Here is a 19,210-nt window from a genome sequence, read left to right as displayed (position 1 = left end):
GGTCGGCCTTCCTAGCGTGGGCCCATGTCAGCCATCGACCGGGTCAACGGCCTCATGGACACGCTCGGCGCGCCCGGTGCCGGGATCGCCATCGCCCTGGAGAACCTCTTCCCGCCCATCCCGAGCGAGGCGATCCTGCCGCTGGCGGGCTTCGCGGCGAGCACCGGCCGGATGAGCCTGGTCGCCGTGCTGCTGTGGACGACGGCGGGCTCGGTGATCGGCGCCCTCGCGCTCTACGGCGTCGGCGCGCTCCTCGGCCGGGACCGCACGATGGCGCTCGCGGCCCGGCTGCCCCTGGTCAAGGTCTCGGACATCGAGCGGACCGAGGCCTGGTTCCTGCGGCACGGCACCAAGGCGGTCTTCTTCGGCCGGATGATCCCGGTCTTCCGCAGCCTCGTCTCCGTCCCGGCCGGCGTCGAACGCATGCCGCTGCCCGTGTTCCTGACGCTGACCACCTTGGGCAGCGCCCTGTGGAACACGGCGTTCGTCCTCGCGGGCCACGCCCTGGGCGCCAACTGGACCCAGGTCACCGACGTGGTGTCCGCGTACTCGAAGGTCGTCCTCGCGGTCGCCGCGCTCGCGGCCGTGGCCTTCACAGCCGTACGACTGCTGCGGCGAGGCCGGCCGAGCCCTACTGAGGTGTCCGGACCGTCCTGAGGAACTCGCGCAGGATCCGCTCCCCCGCCGCGACACCCCGCTCCGGCAGCGCGGTGATCGCCGGAGCCGTCCAGCCCACGTCCGCCAGCTCCCCGTGTCCGGGCCGCCAGCCCCGGTCGGCCGCGAGGAGCAGGTCGGCGTCCAGCAGGGAGTCACCCGCGGCCAGCGTCAGAGCGGCCCCGGTGCGCCGGGCCACCTCGCGCATGGCCGCGCTCTTGGTGAGCGGCTTGGGAACGGCGTAGATCTTGCGGCCCTGGAGGGAGACCGTCCAGCCGCGGTTCTCGGCCCACACCGCGAGCTCCTTCACCCAGTCCTCGGGCAGCAGTTCACGCTCGACGACGAGGTAGACGAAGAGATCCTCGGCGATCCGGTGCTTGCGGACCCACAGCGGATCGGCCGTCTCCTGGAGGTGCGCGCGGATCTCCTCCAGGGGCGCGCACTCGTCGGCGAGGCGGGCCGTGACCCGGGCGTGCCAGTCGACGTCGGTGACGCCGTCGACCAGCAGGTGGCCACCGTTCGCGCAGATCGCGTAAGTGGGCGCGGGGCCCGGCAGGTTGATGCGCTGGTACTGCTTGCGGGTGCGGGTCGTCGTCGGCACGAAGACCGCCGCGTCCCCGAGCTCGGAGAGCAGCCCGGCCGCGGTCTCCGTCATGTACGACAGCGGCCTGCTCTCGTGCACCTCGACACAAAGCAGCCGGGGCGCCCGCGCGTCCGGCATGGTGAGCGCCAGGGCGGCGGCGGAGTAGATGAGCGTGCGGTCGAGGTCGCTCGCCACGAGCACCGGAGCCTGAGCCTGAGCCGGCATCAGAGGGTCACCGCCCTGCCGTCGGCGCCCGTCGCGCCCCGCGTGTACTTGGGGTGGATCAACCCCACGCAGGTGTACGGGAGTTCGGCGACCTCTTCCACCGGGACACCTCTCTGCTCGGCCAACAGGCGTACGTGGTCCAGGTCGGCGCCCGCCCCGGCCCGCGCCAGGATCTTCCAGGGCACCCGGCGCAGCAGCACCCGGGTGGTCTCGCCGACGCCCGGCTTGACGAGGTTGACGTCGTGGATGCCGTACTCCTCGCTGATGCGTTCGACGGCCGCCCAGCCCTCCCAGGTGGGCTCCCGGTCGCCGGCGAGGAGCTCCTTGACCTGTGCGCCGACCGCCTCGGCGACCTCGGGGAAGCGGGCGGCGACGGCGTCCAGGAAGTCCACCGACACGTCCGCGCCGGCGAGTTCGCGGTAGAACTTCGCGCCGTGGAAGTCGTCCGGGCCGACCAGGTCCGCGCGCAGGACCGTGCGCGAAATCAGGCCGGACACCGTGGAGTTGAGACACGCGGAGGGGATGAGGAAGTCCTCACGGGTGCCGTACGTCTTCACGCACGATCCCGGGTCGGCGAGTACGGCGATCTCCGGGTCGAAGCCGGCGGAACCGCCCTCGGCCTCGAACTGCTTTATCGCTTCCGTCAGTTCACGCGTGATCGCGCCCTTGCCGGTCCAGCCGTCGACGAACACGACGTCGGCCGGGTCGTGGTGTGCGGCCAGCCACCGCAGGGCGTTGGCGTCGATGCCGCGGCCCCGGACGATCGAGACGGCGTAGTGCGGCAGTTCGAGGCCGTGCCGGAACTGGGCCCAGCGGCGCATCAGGACACCTATGGGGGTGCCGGCACGGGCGAGGGAGACCAGGACCGGACGGGGCGAGCGCTCCTGGAGCACGATCTCCGTGACCGCGCCGACCGCCTGGGCGAGCCTCGCGGAGGACTCCTTCAGGGCCGTGCGGAACAGCTCCTGGTACTGGTCGCTCGGCTGGTACTCCACCGGCAGCGACTCCGCATAGTGCGCGCCGCCGCTCTGGATGGCCTCCTCGCGCTCCTCGGTCGGCGCCTCCAGCGTGACGTCCGAGAGGTCCTGGAGCAGCCAGCCGACCTCCTCGGGGGCGTACGAGGAGAAGGCGGGGCCGCGGAGGGGCTCGGAGAGCATGGGGGGCCTTTCGGGGGTGTAACTGGGGACGACGGCGAGGACGACCTGCCGGGTGTGCGCGGCGAGCTGGGCCAGGAGGCCGTCGGGGGCGTGCAGTTCGGGGGTGTCGGCGGTGGAGTCGATCACGGCGACTATCGCGTCGAAGCCGGCGCCGGCGACGTTGTACGCGTAGCGGTCGCCGGGGCCGTCGGCGGGGGTGTCGTGGGCGGGGAAGACGATCCGGCTGCGGATGGCGTAGCCGGGGTCGTCGACGGCGAGCACCGGGGAGCGGGTGGTGGTGGAGTAGGTCACCTCGACGCCTGCGGCGACCTGTTCGAGTTCCCGGGCGAGTCGCAGGGGGGCGTACATGAGCTCTTCGAAGCCGAGGATGTGCACGTGGTGCGCGTCTTGAGGCAGCGCCTCGGCGAGCCTTGCGGTCATTGCGGGGAGGGCGTTGTCCAGGCGTATTCGGTGCGCCGGGGTGAAACCGTGACGGCCGCCGTCGGGGAGGTCTCGGGGCCACGAGAGGTCTGTGCGGTTGATTGCCGGGTGCGGGTCCGTGGGGGCTTGTCGCGCCCACGCGGCGGTAGCCGCAGATTCAACACAGCCCCGCGCCCCTGGGGAGTTGGACTCGAACCTCGCTACAAGGTCCTGCCCCTTCTCCAGGACTCCTTCAGGCAGCTTTACGGTGCCCGAAGCCGCTGCCACCAGGTCCACCCGCGCGTCGATCTCCCGCGCGAAAGCCGCCAGTCGGCCCGCATCCTCCTCCGACCGCATGTCCACCAGGGCGACCACCACGTACCGGTCCCTCGGATAGCGCTCGTGCAGATCCCTGATCGTGTTCAGGACCGTGTTGCCCGTCGAGAACTCGTCGTCCACGAGGACCAGGGGGCCGTCCCCGGCCAGCAGGGCCGGGTCCTCCGGCAGCAGAAGATGGCTCGTGGCGTGGGAGTGGGACTCCTCGAAGCCGCCCGCGGGGGCCACACCGGGGACCGGGCGGCGGGTGGAGTGGAGGTAGGGGGCGAGGGCGATGCCGTCGGCGACGGCGTGGCCAAGACCTGTCGCCGTCTCCGCGTAGCCGAGGACGACCGCGCGGGCCGCCTCCTCGTCACCCAGCAGGTCGCGGACCCTGCGGCCCAGTGCGAAGCCCTGGCCGTAGACCACCGACGGCGACTGCGGGACGTGCTTGCCCAGCACGTTGGAGACCAGCAGATGGGCCCGCTTGGGGTTGCGGCGCAGCGCCAGTCCCAGCAGGTCGGTCAGCCGGCTGTCGCCCACGAGTTCGACGCCGAGCCGGTCGGCGACCCATGTCCCCGACCAGACCTCGCCCGGCGTCCCGTCGTTCACTGCCTTGTTCATGCGTCCCTTGGTGTCCACGAATGATCAGCCGGAGATTCCGGCGGCGAGCAGCTCCACGAAGCCGATGTCCTCGTTGGCCACCCCGAAGACCTCGGCGCGCAGCAGCGTCCGCTCGGCCCAGGCGCGATGCGGCTTCACTTCATTCATTTTGTTCGTGTACTGCGACCTCAGCACCCCGCCGCCGCCGCGCTCGGGCCGCAGGATGTCCTGCGCGTCACTGAATTCCTCATGGCTGACCACGGACAGTGCGTGCACGGGCAGCACATGGGAGGGGTGGATGCAGGTCTTGCCGAGCAGGCCGTTGGCCTGGTCGAGGGTGATCTCGCGCAGCAGGCCGTCCATGGCGTGCTCGATGAGCGCCTCGCGCAGTTCCTCGGCCTGTCCCTCCAGGAAGGGGCTGCGGCGCAGCTGCGGCTTGAACATGCGCTCCTGGACCCGGAAGTACTCCCAGACCGGTCCGGTCACGGTGAAGCCGGTGCCGTCGGCGCGGCCCAGCATGTTCACCACGTCGGCGATCACGGAGGCGACGATCTGGACGTCCCAGGCGGTCATGTCGGGGGCGCGGCGCAGGCCGTAGGAGGAGCAGAAGTCGGTGACGCCGAGGCGCAGCGCCAGGACCCGGTCGCGGTACTTGTCTACCGCGCGCGCGATGCCCTCCAGGGTCTCTACGCGCGTCTCCCGGTAGAGCAGCTCCGGAGACTCCAGCACGGGCATGGCGAACAGCCGGTGGCCGCTCGCGACCTCGGCGCCGGAGAGGGCCTCCAGGAACGGTATGCCGCGTTCCTCGGTGAACTTCGGGAGCACGAATCCGGACAGCAGCCGGACGGCGGAACCGAGCCGTCGTACGAGATCGGGGATCTGCTCGGGGTGGCGGACCCGGATGAACAGCAGTGGCGGGTCCACCTGCCGGTCCGCGAGGTCCGCGAACTGCCGGACGAGGTTCTCCTCGCCCTCCGCGACGTCGTCGTCACCGATCGAGTCTTCCAGGCACAGCACCATCGAGACCACGCCGCGTCCGGTCTGCTTGACGATGTCGTCGGCGAGCCGCGGCCGCGTGGCCGGACTGTAGAGCGTGGCGCCCAGCGCCGCGGAGAGCAGCCGGGCCGAGGAATCCGCGGTGAACTCGCAGGGCTCCTGGTGGAAGAGGCGCTGACGCACCTCAGGGGTGATGTGCCCGAAATGCCGCATATGACTCCCCCGTGGTAGCTGTGCCACCCGTGAAGGGTTCACAGGTGGCCGGTAATAGTACGTAGGTACCCGTGTCCGAGGTTCCCACCGGGCATGAATTTCAGGTAACGCAGACAAACACGGCCATGTCGACACCGGTACGACATGAACCGGTATCCCGCACCCCCGCGTTGTCGTGATCAGGACCGAGAGGGCAGGATGACCGCATGACGCACGCCATGCTGAAGGGATCGAACGTCCCGCTGGAAGCCACCACGGTACGCGCCGTGCTGCGCTGGGCGCCCGGGCAGGGGGTCCCGGTCGTCGATGCCTCGGCGCTCCTCCTCGGCCCCGACGGTCGTGTGCGATCCGACGAGGACTTCGTCTTCTACAACCAGCCCCGGCACCCCTCCGGGAAGGTCTGGCTCCTCGGCAAGAAGCGCGTCGCCGAGGGCCCCACCGACACGATCCAGACGGATCTGGCCGGTGTCGAGCCCGACGTCAGCCAGATCCTCCTGGTCGCGTCGGTGGACGAAGCGTCGGTGGACAACGCCACGTTCGGCCGCGTGCAGGGCTTGCGCATCCTGTTGTACGACGCCTCGGTCGCCGACGGCAAGCCGCTGCTCTACTTCGACATCAAGCCGGAGACGGGCGAGGAGACCGCCCTGATCTGCGGCGAGCTGTACCGCCGCGGCGAGGGCTGGAAGTTCCGCGCCCTGGGCGAGGGCTATGTGGAGGGCCTCCAGGGCCTGGCCACTGACTTCGGCATCGTCGTGGACGAGTCCGACTCCCCGGAGACACCGGCCCAGCCCGAGGCCACGTCGTTCCCCCTGCCTCCCGAGCAGGCGGCCCAGTCGGCCACCTCGGTCCCCACCCAGCCGGCCTACGGCTACCCGCAGCAGGCGACTCCGGCGACAGCCCCCGTGGCGGCGTCGGGTTACGGCTACCCGCCGCCGGCTGCTCCGGTACCGGCCGCCGCGGAGTTCCGGATGCCTCCCCAGGGGCCGCAGTTCATCGGACGGTAGCGGCCCTCACTTGTCCGCCTTCGCCTTGTACCCGCGCCCCCACTGAAGCCCCCACCCGTACAGCCGGTCCAGCTCGCCCTGGAACCCGTACACGAACTGCACCTCACGCCGCACGATGAGCTCGCCCTTGACGTTCTCGATCATCACGACCGCGCAGGACCGGGCCTGAGGGTGCCGCTCGTCGAGACCTATCTCGATCCGCGGCCCGTTGCTCGGGTACAGCGTCACGATGGCGTGCGTACGGTCGAACGCCGGCGTCTGGTCGTAGATGTACACGAAGACCAGCAGCCGCTTGATCTGGTCGCGGTGATCGAGGTTGACGTACATCGTCTCGCCGGACGCCGACCCGAACCGGTCGTCCCCGCTGAGCTTCACGTACGGCGGCGCGTTGACGTCCCCCAGGAGGCCGCCGAGGGGCTGGACGACACCCTTCGTGCCGTCGGCCAGCTCGTACAGGCACCCCAGGTCGAGGTCGACGTTGACCATGCTCTGGCTGTGTCCGAGGACCTCCGGCGGCTTGAGCGCCTTGAAGGGGTGCCGCAGCAGCGACTCCCGCTGTGAGCCCCCGATGTCGGAGGTCCGCATCCGCCAGGTCAGGTTGACGCGGAGGTTCCCGGTCGCCGCGCCCTGCTTGGTGAGCGAGACCCGGTTGTGCCGCTTGGTCAGTTCGATCGCGTTGCTGGCCGCGCTGCCCGAGTCGAAGTCGACCTCGCGGCCGCCCCGGAGTCCGTCCAAGAAGCCCATTCCCGCCCCCATGTTCAATTTGGAGAAAACCGGCGGGGCGGCCGGAGGCCGGCCGCCCCGCCCAGAGCGTTCCTCACCAGGGAGGGTGTCACACCCCGGACGAGACCTCAGTCTTCTCGTCCGAGCCCTGGGCTTTTCCCTCGGCGGCCGCCAGTGCCCTGTTGCGGCGCACGGAGGACAGGAAGGACCAGCCGATCAGGAGCACACCGACGAGACCGGTGATGATCTCGTGGATCTCGTACTGGATGGTGACCATCAGGATCACCGCGAGGGCGCCGATCGCGTAGTGGGCGCCGTGCTCCAGGTAGACGTAGTCGTCGAGGGTGCCCTGGCGGACGAGGTACACGGTCAGCGACCGGACGTACATCGCGCCGATGCCGAGGCCCAGCGCCATCAGGACGATGTCGTTGGTGATGGCGAACGCGCCGATCACGCCGTCGAAGGAGAACGAGGCGTCGAGGACCTCGAGGTAGAGGAACATGAAGAACGCGGCCTGGCCGGCCATCAGGACCGCCGACTTGGGCTTGCCCTCCCGCTCGGCCTGTTCCTCCTCCTCGTGCTCGCGTTCCTCGTCCTCCTCGAGCTTGTCCTCGAAGTAGCCGGAGAGACCGCCGACGACCATGTAGGTGATCAGGCCCGCGATACCGGAGATCAGGACGGTCTGCGCCTTGTCGACATGCGCGCCGCCGTGCTGGTGGGCGTGGGTCGCGAAGGTGAACGCGGTGACCAGCAGGACGACCAGCGCGATGCAGACCGACAGCATGTCGACCTTGCCGAGCTTGGCCAGCGGCCGCTCCAGCCAGGCCAGCCACTTGATGTCCCGGTCCTCGAAGATGAAGTCCAGGAAGATCATCAACAGGAACATGCCACCGAACGCGGCGATCGCCGGGTGCGCGTCGGTGACCAGCTGCTGGTAGTGGTCCTTGTTGTTGAGGGCGAGGTCGACCGCCTCGATGGGCCCCATCTTGGCGCTGATCGCGACGATCACGACGGGGAAGACCAGCCGCATGCCGAACACGGCGATCAGGACACCGACCGTGAGGAAGATGCGCTGCCAGAAGGCGTTCATCTTCTTCAGGATTCCGGCGTTGACCACCGCGTTGTCGAACGACAGGGAGATCTCGAGGATGGAGAGGATCGCCACCACACCGAAGCCCTCCCACCCCCCGTAGAGGACCGCAGCGACCAAGCCGAGCGCGGTGACCGCGAACGACCAGCCGAAGGTTTTGAGAACCACTGGCTACCCAATCCGTACGTGTACGGGATTCCCCCGTGCCGCACTCGGCTTTACGAAACTTTGAAGCGAAGTGTAGTCGGGCGCCCTCGAAGCCCCACCCGGCCCCGGTTTTTGCTCATAACGCGTTATGAGACGTTGACCCCGAAGTCGAGGGCGATGCCCCTGAGGCCCGACGCGTACCCCTGCCCCACCGCCCTGAACTTCCACTCGCCCTGGTAGCGGTAGAGCTCGCCGAAGATCATCGCGGTTTCGGTGGAGGCGTCCTCGGAGAGGTCGTAGCGGGCCAGTTCCTGGCCGTCGGCCTGGTTGACCACGCGGATGAAGGCATTGCTGACCTGGCCGAAGGTCTGGCCGCGGTTGTCGGCGTCATGGATCGACACCGGGAAGACGATCTTGTCGCACCGGTCCGGCACCTTGGAGAGGTCGACCAGGATCGACTCGTCGTCGCCCTCGCCCTCACCGGTGAGGTTGTCGCCGGTGTGCTCGACCGAGCCGTCCGGGCTCTTGAGCTGGTTGTAGAAGACGAAGTATTCGTCACCCAGGACCCGTCCGCTGCTGCACATCAGGGCGCTGGCGTCGAGGTCGAAGTCGGCTCCGGTGGTGGAGCGCGCGTCCCAGCCGAGTCCGACCATCACCTGGGTGAGGTTGGGGGCGGCCTTGGACAGGGAGACGTTCCCTCCCTTGGCGAGCGTGACGCCCATGTGCTGTTCCCTCCCCGAGAGTGTGCTTGTGTGCTTGTCCTGCGCGTCCGGCGCCGCACGTAAACGGTGCGGCGCCGGACGAAGAGACCGGGGCGGGTCCGAGGGCCTGCCCATGGGACGGGTACTAGACGTTGACGCCGAAGTCCTGGGCGATCCCGCGCAGACCCGAGGCGTAGCCCTGGCCGATGGCGCGGAACTTCCACTCGGCGCCGTTGCGATAGAGCTCGCCGAAGACCATGGCGGTCTCGGTGGAGGCGTCCTCGGAGAGGTCGTAGCGGGCGATCTCCGCCTCGCCGGCCTGGTTCACGACGCGGATGAACGCGTTGCGCACCTGGCCGAAGGACTGCTGGCGGTTCTCGGCGTCGTAGATCGAGACCGGGAAGACGATCTTGTCGACGTCGGCCGGGACCGCGGCGAGGTTGACCTTGATCTGCTCGTCGTCGCCCTCGCCCTCACCGGTGATGTTGTCGCCGGTGTGCTCGACGGAGCCGTCCGCGCTCTTGAGGTTGTTGAAGAAGACGAAGTTGGCGTCGCTGGCGACCTTGCCGGCCGCGTTCAGCAGCAGCGCGCTGGCGTCAAGGTCGAAGTCGGTGCCGGTTGTGGTGCGGACGTCCCACCCCAGACCGACGATGACCGCGGTCAGGCCCGGGGCCTCCTTGGTCAGCGATACGTTGCCGCCCTTGCTGAGGCTGACTCCCACGAGTCCTCCATAGGTTTGCAGTTTCTGATGCCGTCGGATCAACGATTCGATCCTAGTGACGGGTTCCCGTACCACGCAGTCCCTGGAGGCGAACAATCACAGGGTGTCGAGCGCCTTCACGTACTCGTTGAGGTCGCGGGCGTCCGGCAGAGCGTTGACGACGGTCCAGCGGACCACGCCCTCCTTGTCGATGACGAAGGTGCCGCGCACCGCGCAGCCCTTGTCCTCGGCGAAGACGCCGTAGGCGCGGGAGACCTCGCCGTGCGGCCAGAAGTCACTCAGCAGCGGGTACTCCAGGCCCTCCTGCTCGGCGAAGACGCGCAGGGTGTGGATGGAGTCGTTGGAGACGGCGAGCAGCTGGGTGTCGCGGTCGGAGAACTGCGGCAGGTTGTCACGCAGCTCGCAGAGCTCACCGGTGCACACGCCGGTGAAGGCGAAGGGGTAGAAGAGCAGCACGACGTTCTTGCTGCCGCGGAAGTCGGACAGCTTCACGGCCCGGCCGTGGTTGTCCTTGAGCTCGAAGTCGGGGGCCTTTTCGCCGACCTGGATCGCCATCGCGTGGATGTCCCTTCGGGGGGCTGTTCGAGTGACGCAACCACCCTACGCAGCGATCACCACGGGGAAGCGGACGGGCCGGTCGCGCCGGCCCGTCCGGTCCCACAGGGCTACTTCTTGGACTTGGCCGCCTTGGGCGTCACCAGCCGGCTGCCGCTCCAGTCCTTGCCCACACTGACGCTCTTGGAGGCGGACAGGCCTGCCGTCGTCGCGGCTTCGGAGATGTCGCTCGGCTCCACGTAGCCGTCCCGGCCGGTCTTCGGCGTCAGCAGCAGGATCGAGCCACCCTCCTCGATGTACGTGGTGGCGTCCACCAGCACATCGGTCAGGTCTCCGTCCTCGTCACGGAACCAGAGCACCACGGCATCGGCGACGTCGTCGTAATCCTCGTCCACAAGGTCGCTGCCGATGACTTGCTCGATGGCCTCGCGGAGTTCCTGGTCTACGTCGTCGTCGTAGCCGATCTCCTGGACCACCTGCTCGGGCTGGAACCCCAGCCTCACGGCAGGGCTCGTCTCCGCGTGGTCCGCGGTCGCGCTCACGGGTTGCCTCCTGATCATGTCTTGATGATTGTCTCAGCCACGCGCGTGCGCGAAGCATTGGCCGTAGTCCACACGGGCGGGGCGGATCGCGCAAGTACCCGGCGTTTCAGACCGCCGAAACGGTGACGTTCCGGAACGTGTCGACGCAACTCCAGGCACATCATCGCGGTCACGTCGTGACACATGCCACACCTTTCTGCCCTCTTTGCGTGTTTGGGAACCATACCCGGGCCCGGAGCCCCGGGTTACCACGGAGTAGAGATGACGTTTGGCCCCCCGAGGTACACGATGGGGAGCGGTGCAGACATAGAGAAATACGGCCCTCTGACAGGTAAGGAACAGCGTGGCTTCCGGATCCGATCGCAACCCGATCATCATTGGCGGCCTTCCGAGTCAGGTTCCTGACTTCGATCCCGAGGAAACCCAGGAGTGGCTCGACTCCCTCGACGCCGCCGTGGACGAGCGCGGCCGGGAGCGGGCCCGTTATCTGATGCTGCGGCTCATCGAGCGGGCCCGCGAGAAGCGCGTGGCCGTGCCGGAGATGCGCAGCACGGACTACGTCAACACGATCCCCACCAGGGCGGAGCCGTTCTTCCCTGGCAACGAGGAGATCGAGCGGAAGATCCTGAACGCCACCCGGTGGAACGCGGCCGTGATGGTCTCGCGTGCCCAGCGTCCCGGGATCGGCGTGGGCGGCCACATCGCCACCTTCGCGTCCTCCGCGTCCCTCTATGACGTCGGCTTCAACCACTTCTTCCGCGGCAAGGACGAGGGCGACGGCGGCGACCAGGTCTTCTTCCAGGGCCACGCCTCCCCGGGCATCTACGCGCGCGCGTTCCTGCTGGACCGCCTCAGCGAGGCCAACCTGGACGGATTCCGCCAGGAGAAGTCGAAGGCACCGCACGGACTGTCCTCGTACCCGCACCCGCGGCTGATGCCGGACTTCTGGGAGTTCCCGACCGTGTCGATGGGCCTCGGCCCGATCGGCGCGATCTACCAGGCGCGGATGAACCGTTACATGCACGCGCGCGAGATCGCCGACACCTCCAAGTCGCATGTGTGGGCGTTCCTCGGCGACGGCGAGATGGACGAGCCGGAGTCGCTCGGCCAGCTGACCATCGCCGCGCGCGAGGGCCTGGACAACCTGACCTTCGTCGTCAACTGCAACCTGCAGCGCCTCGACGGCCCGGTGCGCGGCAACGGCAAGGTCATCCAGGAGCTGGAGTCGGTCTTCCGGGGCGCCGGCTGGAACGTGATCAAGCTGATCTGGGACCGCACCTGGGACCCGCTGCTCGCGCAGGACCGCGACGGCATCCTCGTCAACCGGATGAACACCACCCCGGACGGCCAGTTCCAGACCTACGCCACCGAGTCCGGCGCCTACATCCGCGATCACTTCTTCGGCGACGACCAGCGCCTGCGCGCGATGGTCGAGGGCATGACCGACGACCAGATCCTGCACCTGGGCCGCGGCGGTCACGACCACAGGAAGATCTACGCGGCGTTCAAGGCGGCCGTGGAGCACAAGGGCCAGCCGACGGTCATCCTCGCCAAGACCGTCAAGGGCTGGACGCTGGGGCCCAACTTCGAGGGCCGCAACGCCACGCACCAGATGAAGAAGCTCACGGTCGACGACCTCAAGGGCTTCCGCGACCGGCTGCACCTGCCGATCTCCGACAAGGAGCTGGAGTCGGGCGCGCCGCCCTACTACCACCCGGGCCGGGACTCGGAGGAGATCCAGTACATGCACGACCGCCGACTGGGTCTCGGCGGTTACGTCCCGACGCGTGTCGTGCGCTCCAAGCCGCTCGCGCTGCCGGAGGACAAGACGTACGCGAGTGTGAAGAAGGGCTCGGGTCAGCAGTCGATCGCCACGACCATGGCGTTCGTACGGCTACTCAAGGACCTCATGCGGGACAAGGAGCTCGGCAAGCGGTTCGTGCTGATCGCGCCGGACGAGTACCGCACCTTCGGCATGGACTCGTTCTTCCCGAGTGCGAAGATCTACAACCCGCTCGGGCAGCAGTACGAGTCGGTCGACCGTGAACTGCTGCTCGCGTACAAGGAGTCGCCGACCGGGCAGATGCTGCACGACGGCATCTCGGAGGCGGGCTGCACGGCGTCGCTGATCGCGGCGGGTTCGGCCTACGCGACACACGGCGAGCCGCTGATCCCTGTGTACGTCTTCTACTCGATGTTCGGTTTCCAGCGCACCGGTGACCAGTTCTGGCAGATGTCGGACCAGCTGGCGCGCGGCTTCGTGCTGGGCGCGACCGCGGGCCGTACGACTCTGACCGGTGAGGGTCTGCAGCACGCGGACGGGCACTCGCAGCTGCTCGCCTCGACCAACCCGGGCTGTGTGGCCTACGACCCGGCGTTCGGGTTCGAGATCGCGCACATCGTGCAGGACGGCCTGCGCCGGATGTACGGCCCGGACAGCGAGGACGTCTTCTACTACCTCACGGTCTACAACGAGCCCATCCGGCACCCGGCCGAGCCCGCGAACGTGGACGCCGAGGGCATCGTCAAGGGCATCTACCGGTTCTCCGAGGGCACGTCGGGGTCGACCCCGGCGCAGATCATGGCGTCCGGTGTGGCCGTGCCGTGGGCGGTCGAGGCGCAGAAGATCCTCGCCGAGGACTGGAACGTCAAGGCTGACGTCTGGTCGGCGACCTCCTGGAACGAACTGCGGCGTGAGGCCGTGGCCTGCGAGGAGCACAACCTGCTGCACCCGGAGGAGGAGCAGCGGGTGCCGTACGTGACGCGGAAGCTGGCCGGGGCGCAGGGGCCGTTCGTGGCGGTGTCCGACTGGATGCGGGCGGTTCCCGACCAGATCGCGCGGTGGGTGCCGGGCACGTACCAGTCGCTGGGAGCGGACGGGTTCGGCTTCGCGGACACCCGGGGTGCGGCGCGGCGGTTCTTCCACATCGACGCCCAGTCGATCGTGGTGGGTGTGCTGACGGAGCTGGCGCGGGAGGGCAAGGTGGACCGTTCGGTGCTGAAGCAGGCGATCGACCGGTACCAGCTGCTGGACGTCACGGCGGCGGACCCGGGGGCGGCGGGCGGCGACGCGTAGCCGCCGCGCTCGGCAGGAACGGACGAAGGGCGGTGGGGCTGCGGCTCTGCCGCCCTTTACCGTTTCCTTACGATGCGGTCATGAAAGAACAGTCAGCGCAGGTCCGTTGGGAACAGCACACCCAGCGGCCCCTTCTGGCGCTCGCGGTGCTGTTCGCCGTCGCCTATGCCGTGCCGATCGTGGACACCTCGGCGGGACGGTCGCTCACGGAAGTGTGCACGGTGGCCGAGTGGGTGGTGTGGGGGGTCTTCGCCGTCGACTACCTCGTGCGACTGTCGCTGGCGCGGGACCGGCGCGGATTCGTACGGCAGCACTGGATGGACCTGGGTGCCGTGGTGCTGCCGCTCATACAGCCGCTGCGGCTGCTGCGGCTGGTCTCCACGCTGCTGCTGGTGGGGCAGCGGGCGCGGATGGCCTCGCAGATCCGGGTGACGACGTATGTGGCCGGGGCGGTCGTGGGGCTGCTGATGTTCGGGTCGCTGGCGGTGCTGTCGGTGGAACGGGACGCGCCGGACGGGAACATCCGCACGTTGGGTGACGCGGTGTGGTGGTCCTTCACGACCATGACGACCGTGGGCTACGGCGACCACGCCCCGACCACCGGACTGGGCCGGATGGTCGCGGTCGGGCTGATGCTCTCCGGGATCGCCCTGCTGGGTGTGGTGACCGCGAACATCGCCGCGTGGTTCATCGAGCGGTTCGAGAAGGACGACGTGGAGGAACGCCGGCAGACGGAGGCGATCCAGGCCCTGACGGAGGAAGTACGGGCCCTGCGCGCGGAGGTCGCGGCTCTACGGAAGACATCCGTCGGCGGCTGACGGAGCCCCTGGTTCACGGACGCGGGCGGGCGCCGGGCCGGCACCATGCGCAGACCGGCACGCTCCGGAGGCGTCCCCGGCGGGTACGTTCCGCCACCACGGCCGCGGACCGCCGCCCCCGAGCGCACGACATCGCCCCGGCGCACCCGGCGCGCTGCCCCACCGCCACGACCCGAACGTCCGCACGCGGGCTTGCGGGATCGGCGTGAACACCTGGGCCACCGCGCCCACGGCCGCCGACCCCCGCCCGACCACGAAGCCGCGCGAGACCGCCCGAACAAACAACATCCCCCCGGCGCGCCCCCACGACGCGAACCTCCGCACGCGAGCTTGCCGGGTCAGGTGGACAACCGCACAGACCTGGGCCACCGCAACACACGGCCGCCGACCCCCGCCCGACCACGAAGCCGCGCGAGGCCGACCGAGCGTGGGGCGTCGTTCGCGTGGACGCCGGCGATGGTTCTCGGCGCCGCGCACCTCCGTCGGCAGCGCGAGAGCGGGCCCCCGGTCGTCCCACCGGGGGCCCTTCCCTCACGCGCCCCGGGTCAGAACAACCCGCTGCCCGGGGTGGCCGCTCCGACGAGCCAGATGATCGCCAGGAGCGTGTCGATGGCGCCCAGTACGAAGGCGACCAGAGCAGGCCAGGCACGGTTGCCGCCCGACCAGGTGCGGCCCATGGCGAGCCAGCCGCAGACGATCGCCACCGGGCCGAGGATGATCCCCAGCACGAAGAATCCCGCGATCGCGCAGATGACTCCGATGATTCCGAGCGTCGCGCGATCCGGCCCGCTCCGTGACCACGTCCGGCCACGTGATCGGGGGTACTTGCGCGTTCCGTGTCCGTAGCCCGCCATCATCAACTCCCTGACACCCTTGGTTGGTTGGGTTCGTCTCGGGTTCAACGATGCGAGTACCCCCGGCACAGCGGTTAATCCTCCGGCCTTGCGGCGCGCCGCCCCCCTCCGGCAGCGCGCCGCAGCGCCGTCCGTCCTCCCATGCCGTGCGGAGGACTTGACCCACTGTGACCTGCGGCGCGTACCGAGGGCGAGAAATCTTTAGCCTCTTCACCCTGATAGGGGAAGAACGCTGAAGTCCCGTCAGATGTGACCCACGCCCGCGCCCGCCTCCGCGTTCTCGCCGCGCTTGGTGAGCAGGGCGACGAAGACCGCCACGACCGCGACCCCGGCGGCGACCAGGGACGCCAGGCTCATGCCGGAGATGAAGGTGTCGTGGGCGACGTCGGTGATCTTCGCGACGATCGCCTCCGGGGTCCCCTTCGCGACGGGGGCCACGCCCACCTGGACCGCCTCGGACGCCTGGTCCAACTGGGCCGGTGTGAGCGCCGGAAGACCCGCGTCCTTCCAGTTCGCCGCGAGGTCACCGTCCACCTTGGAGGCCATCACGGCACCGAGGACGGCCGTACCGAGGCTGCCGCCGATCTGCATCGCGGCCTGCTGGAGACCGCCGGCCACACCGGAGAGCTCCATCGGCGCGTTGCCCACGATGACCTCGGTGGCGCCCACCATCACGGGCGCGAGGCCGAGACCCAGCAGGGCGAACCAGAGCGACATCACGGCGCTGCCGGTGTCCGTCTCCAGCGTCGACATCCCGAACATGGCGATCGCGACGGACGCCATGCCGCCGGCCAGGGGTATCCGCGGGCCGAGCTTGGTGATCATGGCGCCCGCGAGCGGGGAGCCCACGATCATCATCCCGGTGAGCGGGAGCAGGTGGAGACCGGCGTCGATCGGGCTCATACCGTGCACGTTCTGCAGATAGAAGGTCACGAAGAACAGGCCGCCCATGAACGCGATCGCCATGAGGACCATGAGGACCACACCCGCCGACAGCGCCACCGAGCGGAACAGCGCGAGCGGGATCAGCGGTTCCTTGACCTTCGTCTCCCAGACGGCGAACAGGACGAAGCCCACGAGGGACACGGCGATGAAGGACCAGGTCAGTCCGTCGCCCCAGCCCCAGGTCGGGGCCTTGATGAGCGCCCACACCAGGCAGAACATGGCGGCGGACAGCAGGGCTATGCCCAGGATGTCGAAGGAGCGCGGGGCGTTCTCGGCGCGGTGGTCGAGCAGGATCAGCACGCCGAGGACGAGGGCGAGGACACCCACCGGCACGTTGATGAAGAACACCGACTGCCAGTTGACGTGCTCGACGAGGACACCGCCGAGGATCGGGCCGCCGGCGGTGGAGGCGCCGATGACCATGCCCCAGATGCCGATGGCCATGTTGAGCTTCTCGGCCGGGAAGGTGGCCCGCAGCAGACCGAGCGCGGCCGGCATCAGCAGGGCACCGAACAGTCCCTGGCAGACGCGGAAGGTGACGACCGCGGCGATGCTGCTGGACAGCCCGATCGCGCCCGAGGCGGCGGCGAAGCCGACGACGCCGATCAGGAAGGTCTGGCGGTGGCCGAAGCGGTCACCGAGCTTGCCCGCGGTGATCAGGGCCACCGCGAGCGCGAGGAAGTAACCGTTGGTGATCCACTGGACGTCCGCGAAGCTCGCCTTGAGGTCGGCCTGGATGGCCGGGTTGGCGATGGCCACGATGGTGCCGTCGAGAGCCACCATCATGACCCCGACGGCCACGGTCAGCAGGGTGAGCCACGGGTGGCCGCGCAGTCCGGATGCGGGCGGCTGATCCGACGGGGACCGCGACGCGCCGTCCCCCGCCCCCGTCGTATCGATGGTCTGACTAGTCATACGATGGAGGCTAATGACAGCCACTGACAATTGACAAACCAATTCACAAGTCGGTAACTGACACCAATGGAAACACTGCGCGAACGCAAGAAGCAGCGCACCCGAGAGGCACTGCTGCGGGTCGCCATCGAGCTCTTCACCACCGAGGGCTACGAGCGGACGACCGTCGACGACATCGCCGACGCCGTCGGGGTCTCGCAGCGCACCTTCTTCCGGTACTTCGCCGGCAAGGAGGACGCGGCGCTGGCGCTCGACGCGATGACGGTGACGCGCTTCGTCGACGCCGTACGCGCGCGGCCGGCGCACGAACCCCCGCTGGAGGCGCTGCGCCTGGCCGTGCTGGAGAGCTGGGACACCCTGCACGAGGTCGTCGAGTCGGTCGTGCCGGTGGAGCGGTTCCTGGCCATGTACCGGGTGATCGAGTCGACACCCGTCCTGCTCGCCGCCCATCTGCGGCGCTCGGCGGAGGTCGAGGAGGTGCTCACGCGCGTGCTCGCCGAACGCGAGGGCCTCGACGCGGCCGGCGACCCGCGGCCCAGGCTGCTGGTGGCCGTCTTCAGCGGGGTGATGCGGGTGACGGAACGGCAGTGGATGACCGACGGGGAGTTCAGCCTGGAGGCCATGCGCGAGCTGACGGTCTCGCACCTGGAGCTGCTCGGCCCCGCGCTGACCGGCAAGTGGCTCCCTTACACCAAAACGTGATCCCGGTCACTGGATTAACCCGAGACCGTCCCGTTCTCCTAGTGTGTCCTTTCAGTGACTTCCTTCGACACCTCCCCGCAACTCAACGTCTGGCGCGCACTGCTCGCGCTGGCCGTGGTGTTCGTGATGCTGGCGACCACCGGCTGGACCGCGCTGCGCAACCAGAGGGAGGCCACTCCGCTCCAGGCCTCGCTCCAGTCCTGGGCGCACGGCCGCCTTCAGGGCCACTCGCTGCCCGACCCGGACACCGCCCCCGACCGGCTCACGCGATTCTTCGCCTCGCTCACCTCGCAGGAGCGGGTCCGCCTCGTCCAGCGCTACCCACTCGCGGTCGGCAACATGAACGGCGCCCCCGTCACCCTGCGCTACCAGGCCAACCGCCTCGCACTGCTCCAGGCCCGAGCCGTCGAGCGCAAACGCATGCACGACCCCCGGCTCACGCCGGCCGGTCAGCAGGAGGCGGGCCGCCGTATGCACCGCTTCGAGTCGCTGACGGCCCCGGAGCGCCACATCCTCGCCTTCGACCCCGACGGCTCCGGCCGGGTCGCCGAGGTCTTCGGCGATCTCGGCACGGCGGAGCGGATCTCCCTCGTCGTGCCCGGCGTCGACACCGACCTGCTCACCTTCCAGCGCACCAGCCGCAGTTACTCCGCGCCGGTCGGCATGGCCAAGGCCCTCTACCGGGCCGAACGCGAGGCGAGCCCCGCCACGCGTACGGCGGTGATCGCCTGGGCCGACTACACCGCACCCGCCGGACTCGGCATCGACTCGGCCACCGCGATGCGCGCCGAGACCGGCGCCGTCCGGCTGAACGCGCTGGTGCGCGCACTGCCGGGCGCCGCGCCGGTCTCCCTGTTCTGTCACAGCTACGGCTCCGTGGTGTGCGGGGTGGCCGCGCACACGCTGCCCGGCCGGGTGGCCGACATCGCGGTGGCCGGCAGCCCCGGGATGCGGGTCGCCAACGCCTCCCATCTGCGGACCACCGCCCATGTGTGGGCGATGCGGGACGCCGACGACTGGATCCAGGACGTGCCGTACATGGAGGTCGGCGGGCTCGGCCACGGCGCCGACCCGGTGTCCTCCGCGTTCGGCGCGCGTGTGCTGTCCGCGCGGGGTGCGGACGGTCACGCCGGTTACTTCGAACCCGGAACGGAGAGCCTGCTCAACTTCGCCGAGATCGGCATTGGCGCGTACCGCTCGGTGCAGTGCGCCCACGAGGACGAAGCCTGTCGCGCCGGTTTGTCCGGCACGGCCACGGCCGGACGCGCGTAG

At 69.2% G+C, this 19,210-nt stretch carries 17 protein-coding genes; 6 read left to right on the top strand and 11 right to left on the bottom strand.

What is annotated here, in order from left to right:
- Positions 1 to 24: 24 nt before the first annotated feature.
- The gene (locus BFN33_RS08415) at positions 25 to 657 is read left to right on the top strand and encodes a DedA family protein (RefSeq protein WP_069759273.1); all 633 of its coding nucleotides are present in this window, start codon (positions 25 to 27) and stop codon (positions 655 to 657) included.
- On the opposite strand, the gene BFN33_RS08410 is transcribed toward BFN33_RS08415, so the two are convergent.
- Genes BFN33_RS08410 through BFN33_RS08400 form a run of 3 tightly spaced genes read right to left on the bottom strand, consistent with a single transcriptional unit; the run spans position 632 to position 5,145 of the window.
- Entirely contained in the window at positions 632 to 1,462 is an 831-nt protein-coding gene (locus BFN33_RS08410) for an HAD family hydrolase (protein ID WP_069759272.1), read from the bottom strand. The two genes, BFN33_RS08415 and BFN33_RS08410, sit on opposite strands and share 26 nt — an antisense overlap.
- On the bottom strand, positions 1,462 to 3,957 hold the full coding sequence (locus tag BFN33_RS08405; protein WP_069759651.1) for a phosphoribosyltransferase: 2,496 nt from the start codon (positions 3,955 to 3,957) through the stop codon (positions 1,462 to 1,464). Before BFN33_RS08405 ends, BFN33_RS08410 begins: the two co-directional genes overlap by 1 nt.
- A 24-nt stretch (positions 3,958 to 3,981) precedes the next feature.
- Entirely contained in the window at positions 3,982 to 5,145 is a 1,164-nt protein-coding gene (locus BFN33_RS08400; protein WP_069759271.1) for an HpcH/HpaI aldolase/citrate lyase family protein, read from the bottom strand.
- A gap of 206 nt (positions 5,146 to 5,351) precedes the next feature.
- Here BFN33_RS08400 and BFN33_RS08395 point away from each other — a divergent pair, with 206 nt between their 5' ends.
- Positions 5,352 to 6,149, top strand: coding sequence for a TerD family protein (locus tag BFN33_RS08395; RefSeq protein WP_069759270.1), 798 nt, complete (start codon positions 5,352 to 5,354; stop codon positions 6,147 to 6,149).
- A 6-nt stretch (positions 6,150 to 6,155) separates the two neighbouring features.
- On the opposite strand, the gene BFN33_RS08390 is transcribed toward BFN33_RS08395, so the two are convergent.
- The 6 genes from BFN33_RS08390 to BFN33_RS08365 form a co-directional block, all read right to left on the bottom strand.
- The gene (locus tag BFN33_RS08390; RefSeq protein WP_069759269.1) at positions 6,156 to 6,893 is read right to left on the bottom strand and encodes a Tellurium resistance; all 738 of its coding nucleotides are present in this window, start codon (positions 6,891 to 6,893) and stop codon (positions 6,156 to 6,158) included.
- Positions 6,894 to 6,981: 88 nt separating this feature from the next.
- Positions 6,982 to 8,130 carry a DUF475 domain-containing protein gene (locus tag BFN33_RS08385; RefSeq protein WP_069759268.1) on the bottom strand — a complete coding sequence of 383 codons (1,149 nt, stop codon included), beginning with the start codon at positions 8,128 to 8,130 and terminating at the stop codon, positions 6,982 to 6,984.
- Positions 8,131 to 8,255: 125 nt separating this feature from the next.
- Positions 8,256 to 8,831 carry a TerD family protein gene (locus BFN33_RS08380; RefSeq protein WP_057615269.1) on the bottom strand — a complete coding sequence of 192 codons (576 nt, stop codon included), beginning with the start codon at positions 8,829 to 8,831 and terminating at the stop codon, positions 8,256 to 8,258.
- Positions 8,832 to 8,955: 124 nt separating this feature from the next.
- On the bottom strand, positions 8,956 to 9,531 hold the full coding sequence (locus tag BFN33_RS08375) for a calcium homeostasis/redox stress adaptation protein (RefSeq protein ID WP_007381726.1): 576 nt from the start codon (positions 9,529 to 9,531) through the stop codon (positions 8,956 to 8,958).
- A 96-nt stretch (positions 9,532 to 9,627) separates the two neighbouring features.
- On the bottom strand, positions 9,628 to 10,086 hold the full coding sequence (locus BFN33_RS08370; protein ID WP_057615270.1) for a peroxiredoxin: 459 nt from the start codon (positions 10,084 to 10,086) through the stop codon (positions 9,628 to 9,630).
- Positions 10,087 to 10,196: 110 nt separating this feature from the next.
- Positions 10,197 to 10,628 (bottom strand): DUF3052 domain-containing protein, encoded by a 432-nt coding sequence (locus BFN33_RS08365; RefSeq protein WP_020116104.1) that lies wholly within the window; start codon positions 10,626 to 10,628, stop codon positions 10,197 to 10,199.
- 343 nt (positions 10,629 to 10,971) lie between these two features.
- Between BFN33_RS08365 and aceE the strand changes: the two genes are divergently transcribed.
- The gene (aceE, locus tag BFN33_RS08360; RefSeq protein WP_069759267.1) at positions 10,972 to 13,704 is read left to right on the top strand and encodes a pyruvate dehydrogenase (acetyl-transferring), homodimeric type; all 2,733 of its coding nucleotides are present in this window, start codon (positions 10,972 to 10,974) and stop codon (positions 13,702 to 13,704) included.
- A gap of 80 nt (positions 13,705 to 13,784) precedes the next feature.
- Positions 13,785 to 14,522, top strand: coding sequence for a potassium channel family protein (locus BFN33_RS08355; RefSeq protein ID WP_069759266.1), 738 nt, complete (start codon positions 13,785 to 13,787; stop codon positions 14,520 to 14,522).
- A 545-nt stretch (positions 14,523 to 15,067) separates the two neighbouring features.
- On the opposite strand, the gene BFN33_RS08350 is transcribed toward BFN33_RS08355, so the two are convergent.
- Together BFN33_RS08350 and BFN33_RS08345 are read right to left on the bottom strand one after the other, a co-directional pair.
- Positions 15,068 to 15,379, bottom strand: coding sequence for a small hydrophobic protein (locus BFN33_RS08350; protein WP_069759265.1), 312 nt, complete (start codon positions 15,377 to 15,379; stop codon positions 15,068 to 15,070).
- A 240-nt stretch (positions 15,380 to 15,619) separates the two neighbouring features.
- Positions 15,620 to 17,236, bottom strand: coding sequence for an MFS transporter (locus BFN33_RS08345; RefSeq protein ID WP_069759264.1), 1,617 nt, complete (start codon positions 17,234 to 17,236; stop codon positions 15,620 to 15,622).
- Between the two features lie 66 nt (positions 17,237 to 17,302).
- On the opposite strand from BFN33_RS08345, the gene BFN33_RS08340 reads away from it, so the two are divergent.
- Positions 17,303 to 17,938, top strand: coding sequence for a TetR family transcriptional regulator (locus BFN33_RS08340; protein WP_069759263.1), 636 nt, complete (start codon positions 17,303 to 17,305; stop codon positions 17,936 to 17,938).
- Between the two features lie 54 nt (positions 17,939 to 17,992).
- Positions 17,993 to 19,210 (top strand): alpha/beta hydrolase, encoded by a 1,218-nt coding sequence (locus tag BFN33_RS08335; protein ID WP_069759262.1) that lies wholly within the window; start codon positions 17,993 to 17,995, stop codon positions 19,208 to 19,210.

Source organism: Streptomyces sp. LUP47B (assembly GCF_001746295.1).
Lineage (GTDB): Bacteria > Actinomycetota > Actinomycetes > Streptomycetales > Streptomycetaceae > Streptomyces.
The sequence above is the reverse complement of the archived record's forward strand: the minus strand, read 5'-3'. Positions and strand labels throughout refer to the sequence as shown.

Coding starts and splice junctions, on each gene's coding strand:
- BFN33_RS08415 (WP_069759273.1), top strand. CDS start 25: ATGTCAGCCATCGACCGGGTCAACGGCCTCATGGACACGCTCGGCGCG.
- BFN33_RS08410 (WP_069759272.1), bottom strand. CDS start 1,462: ATGCCGGCTCAGGCTCAGGCTCCGGTGCTCGTGGCGAGCGACCTCGAC.
- BFN33_RS08405 (WP_069759651.1), bottom strand. CDS start 3,957: ATGAACAAGGCAGTGAACGACGGGACGCCGGGCGAGGTCTGGTCGGGG.
- BFN33_RS08400 (WP_069759271.1), bottom strand. CDS start 5,145: ATGCGGCATTTCGGGCACATCACCCCTGAGGTGCGTCAGCGCCTCTTC.
- BFN33_RS08395 (WP_069759270.1), top strand. CDS start 5,352: ATGACGCACGCCATGCTGAAGGGATCGAACGTCCCGCTGGAAGCCACC.
- BFN33_RS08390 (WP_069759269.1), bottom strand. CDS start 6,893: ATGGGCTTCTTGGACGGACTCCGGGGCGGCCGCGAGGTCGACTTCGAC.
- BFN33_RS08380 (WP_057615269.1), bottom strand. CDS start 8,831: ATGGGCGTCACGCTCGCCAAGGGAGGGAACGTCTCCCTGTCCAAGGCC.
- BFN33_RS08370 (WP_057615270.1), bottom strand. CDS start 10,086: ATGGCGATCCAGGTCGGCGAAAAGGCCCCCGACTTCGAGCTCAAGGAC.
- BFN33_RS08355 (WP_069759266.1), top strand. CDS start 13,785: ATGAAAGAACAGTCAGCGCAGGTCCGTTGGGAACAGCACACCCAGCGG.
- BFN33_RS08350 (WP_069759265.1), bottom strand. CDS start 15,379: ATGATGGCGGGCTACGGACACGGAACGCGCAAGTACCCCCGATCACGT.
- BFN33_RS08345 (WP_069759264.1), bottom strand. CDS start 17,236: ATGACTAGTCAGACCATCGATACGACGGGGGCGGGGGACGGCGCGTCG.
- BFN33_RS08340 (WP_069759263.1), top strand. CDS start 17,303: ATGGAAACACTGCGCGAACGCAAGAAGCAGCGCACCCGAGAGGCACTG.